At 46.3% G+C, this 5001-nt stretch carries 1 protein-coding gene; it reads right to left on the minus strand.

The annotated features are described in order from the left end of the window. The coding region (locus CWC18_RS18140) for a non-ribosomal peptide synthetase (protein WP_138675839.1) at window positions 1-5001 on the minus strand (5001 nt) is incomplete at both ends.

A 5001-nucleotide genomic window follows, 5' to 3' on the forward strand; every position in this document is an offset into this window, starting at 1 on the left:
GATATGATAAGCATTGCTAGGGTTAAGCTGTTCAACATAAAACAATCGCTCTTGTGCAAAGGACAGTGGATAACTATCACGCTTCTCTCCCAAACTGGGAATTTCAATCCCTTCTGACACACCTAAATTTGCTGCCAGCTCCGCTATCGTTTTGTGTTCAAATAACGCAGCTAAGCTAAACTCTAATGCCAACACCTCTCTTATCTTTGCTGCCATCCGAACTGCATGTATTGAATTGCCGCCCAACTTAAAAAAGTCATCAAATATCGATACTTTTGACACTGATAATAAATCTGACCAGATATCACATAAGCACGCTTCTACCTCATTTCGTGGCCCTACGTACGCTGCCCGTGTCTGGAAATCAACCTCTGGTAATCCCGCCAAATCCAATTTGCCATTTGCTGTTAAAGGCAGTTCTGGCAGTAATACCCAGTGGCTCGGGAGCTGATAACTCGCTAACTGCGACTTTAACGTCGCCACTAATCTTGACTCATCCCAACTAGCCGCTTCTTGTGCAACCACATACGCTACTAAGCTCGCATCTTCGCCTTGTGCTTTTACCTGCACTAACGCATGTTGCACATTATCTTGTGCCATCAGCACCGACTCTATTTCTTCCAGCTCTATTCGGTAGCCTCTGAGCTTAACCTGCTTGTCATCTCGTCCTAAATATTCCAAATCACCTGATTCTAACCAGCGAACTTTATCTCCCGTTTTATATAACACCGCTTGTGCATCTACATCAGCCACATCCACATCGGCACCGCTGATAAACGCTTTTTCACTCAATGTCGGCTTGTTCAAATAGCCTAATGCAACCCCCGCACCTCCAACATATAACTCACCCACACACCCTACTGGCACTAAACTACGCGATGCGGATAACACATATACTTGACGGCCATTGACTGGCTGACCAATGGGCACACTGCCTTCACTGAGTTGACATTCATATGTCGTCGTCAAAGTCGTACTTTCTGTCGGTCCATAGCCATTTAAAATATGCTGAGGACGCACCGATTGACTCACAAGACGATTCATAATCGAAGGCGTCAGTGCTTCACCACCAACCATTAAGTATTTCAGTGCCCCAAACATGTCTGGAGAATCGCTATAGACCGAGTCAAATAGAGCCCGTGTTAGAAATAAAACACTGACTTGATGATCGGTCAGTACCGCTTCAATCTCTTCAGCCTCAAGCACCATATTCGAATGAGGCAGCACCAAGCTTGCACCTTGTGTCAATGCTCCCCAAATCTCAAAGGTCGCTGCATCAAACGCAGGATTCGCTAACTGAACAAATACATCATCGCGTGATATCGCTATATAGTTGGTATTGTTTACCAGTGACACCACCCCTCTTTGCGGGATCATGGCACCTTTTGGTTTACCCGTCGTCCCTGAGGTGTACATGACATAAGCCAAATCACTCAGCGTAGTGCGTACCCCTAAGTTATCTTCGCTATATGACTGATTGTCATATTCATCCACATGCAAACACACCGGTGTACATGTACTGTGTGACAGTGCCTCACTCAACGAGCGCTGCTGAGTACTGTCACTGAGCACTAAGCTCAGCTGACAATCATCGATGATATAGACCAATCTCGATGTCGGCGTCCCCGTCGCAAACGGCACATATGCCGCCCCCACTTTGAGAGTCGCTAACATGCTCAATACCATGTCTAGCCGTGTACTGTGATACACCCCTATCATTATCGGCTGAGTATCAACATTGGCCATGATCATCGCCGCACGGCGATTGGCCATCACATTTAATTGACCATAACTGTAAGTCGTTTCTGAGGTGATCAACGCAGGAGCATCTGGGTTCTTCGCCACTTGCTGCTCAAATAGCGCGACAATCCCCTGCTCACCAAAGCACACTTGCTCACCATTCCACTGTATCAGTTGCTGATGTTGCTCTATCGAACTTAAAACCTGCTGAGGAGACGCCGAGTCATCTTGTAACATCAACGCGATAATACGTTGATATAACTTGGCATACGTGACACCCACCCCTGTTTTATAATGGCTTCTTAGCGTACTTAAAGAACAAACAATATCATCACTGTTTTGATAGGTCTGAACATTCAAGCTCAGGGGCAAACTGTTCTCTGCAACTCCCATTCTGCCTGCCAGTAGGTCTTCTGCATCCACACTATCTTGCTGCCAATAAGCATTGAAACTCGTGTAGTTAAATGCAACCTGGAAAGGCTCTTCTCCCACCAACTCTTTCACCACTTCAAGTGGAAAAAAGCGCTGTGCTTCCACCGCATCCATCTGCGTTTGTACGGCTTGAATAAAGTGCCTCCAAGAGCTTCCTTGACAGGCAACCGTCACAGGTAAAACGTTCACAAACAAGCCAAGTACCTTGTCACTGTCCATCACTTCTGGTCGGCCATGAACCGATAACCCAGACACTACTTGCTCATGCCCAGTTGCCAGTGATAACGCTTTACTATGTGCTGCAAACATCAGAGTTTTTAATGACACATCACAGTGTACTGCCAGCGCCTGTAGCGCCTTCGCTTCAGCCGCACCGAAAGAGAACGTAATATAGTCACTTTCTTTTCCTGCTAGACTCGCAATATCACTGTCTTCGCTCGGAGCCAATAGCACTGGTTCCGCTTTAACATCCTCAAACTGGCTACGCCAAAAGGCATGATTACGCGTCTCGTTTAACGCCGCCTGCTCTTGGGCAATAAAATCGCGGTAACAGGCGACCAGTGGAGGCTGTGACAATGGGGCTTGAGCCAGCGCCTTACCATATAACTCAGCGACTTCTGCGGTTAACGCCGCTTCACTCCAACCGTCAATAATGGCGTGATGTACACTGAAACTAAGATGGAAGCGTTGAGCATCAATTTTATGTGCTGCAACACGTAATAATGGATAGTCGTTATCTGCAAAACCTCTCTGGTGCTCTTGCTCATACCAATCATGAACTGCTTGTAAGCTGTCATCACTTTGCCCAATATACAATTCAATCTCAGCTTGCTCATGCACCAACTGTAATGGCTCACTAAAGCCACTGAGTGCGATTTGAGTACGTAAAATTGGGTGACGTGCACTCAGTACTGCCAAAGTGTCACGTAAGCACGCTTCATCCAGCGCCAGCGTGAATGGGTAGCTAATCAAATCATGATATAAACTCCCTGTATTCACTTGAGTATGATAAAGCATCCCTAACTGTAAACGACTAACAGGATAAGCATCTTCAACCCCTTCAGGTAAACATGCTTTGTCTGCCTTATTGAGCAATGAGAAAGGGTGACTCTTCACACTCTGTTGTACTTGTACTTCTCCTTTATCTATTCTCTGTGCGAGTAAGGCAACCGTCTGGGTTGCTAATAAATCAGCTAAACTAAACTCGATACCTAGTTGCTTTGAACGCGTAACAAGCTTGATACTGATGATCGAATCACCGCCTAATTCATAGTAGTTATCTTCAACCCCTACTTGCTGTACATTCAGTACCGTCTGCCATACATCACACAATACCTGCTCTGTTTGCGTGCTCGGCGCCACGTAAGTTTGCACCTCAACTTGTGTCGGGCGAGGCAATGCACTTCTGTCTAACTTACCGTTCACGGTTAATGGTAACTTTTTCAACACCATGATATGTGCGGGTACCATATAGGCTGGTAAAAGTTGTGAAAGTGCACGCTTTAAGGTTTGACCTAAACTGTCATCGTCGCTGGTAACATACGCCAATAAACGCGCATGCCCTTTCGAATCATCTATTAATAAGGCCGCCTGTTGAACGCTATCTTGCTGTAACAGCGCAGCTTCAATCTCACCCAATTCAATGCGATAACCTCTGATTTTCACTTGGCTATCATTACGCCCAAGATACTCTAACGTCCCATCAGCTAACCAGCGTACAACGTCTCCCGTTTTATACATGCGGGTATAGCCCAACGCCGTCATTGACTCATCAGCAAATGGGTTTTCAACGAAACGCGCCGCGTTAAGTTCAGGACGATTTAAATACCCTGGCGACAAACCGGCACCACCCACATATAATTCGCCTGGGACCCCTGGTGGTACTAGTTGCCCTTGCTCATTCAATACATACGCTTGCATATCACGCAGTACACGCCCTATGGTTGAGCACTCTGACGCATGCTCGATCGACAGTGGCTGATAAGTGGTATGAACTGTGGTTTCGGTAATACCATACATATTGACTAATTGCGGTTGAGTATCACCATACTTTTTCCACCAATCCATTAAACTTGCAGGATTAAGCTTATCGCCACCAAAAATCACATACCTCAGTGCTGGAAAGTCCAGCTCTAATGTCAGTGCGGCTTCAGCAAACCCTTGGAAAGCACCCGGTGTTTGATTTAATACGCTCACGCCTTCTTGCTGACATAACAATGCAATCTGAGCAAAGTCACGCACACTATCTTGCTCAGGGATCACCAAACGACCACCGTGTAATAATGCGCCCCACATTTCCCACACACTAAAATCAAATGTGTAAGCGTGATAGAGCATCCACACATCTTGGTCACTAAATTGATAGTCAGGGTGTGTTGCAGCAAATAAGCGCATCACATTAGCATGATCTTGCAGTACTCCTTTTGCTTTACCAGTCGTGCCAGAGGTATAGATAACATAGGCTAAATCATTCGGCTGGTATTCCACTTGCGGCGCTGTTACTGGGTATGTATCCAACTCATTGCCCTGCATGATCATCACCGGCGTAGAGCTTGATAAATGTGCTTCAAACGCGGGGTGCGCTTGTGCAGAACTCAATACCAATGCCGGTGTACTGTCGTCGAGCACATGTTGATTACGAACAGCGGGATTAGAAGGCGCCATTGGTACATAGGCAGCACCGGCTTTAAGCACCGCCAAGATGCTGAGTACAAGATCAAAGCCAGGTTCAACAAACAGAGCAATTAAGGTATTAGCTTGTAATGGTTTGGCATAGGTGGCTTCGTAACGTACACGTAACCAATGGGCAAGCTGATTAGCTCGCTCATT

This window comes from Pseudoalteromonas aurantia, assembly GCF_005886875.1.
In the GTDB taxonomy this organism is placed as follows: domain Bacteria; phylum Pseudomonadota; class Gammaproteobacteria; order Enterobacterales; family Alteromonadaceae; genus Pseudoalteromonas; species Pseudoalteromonas aurantia_A.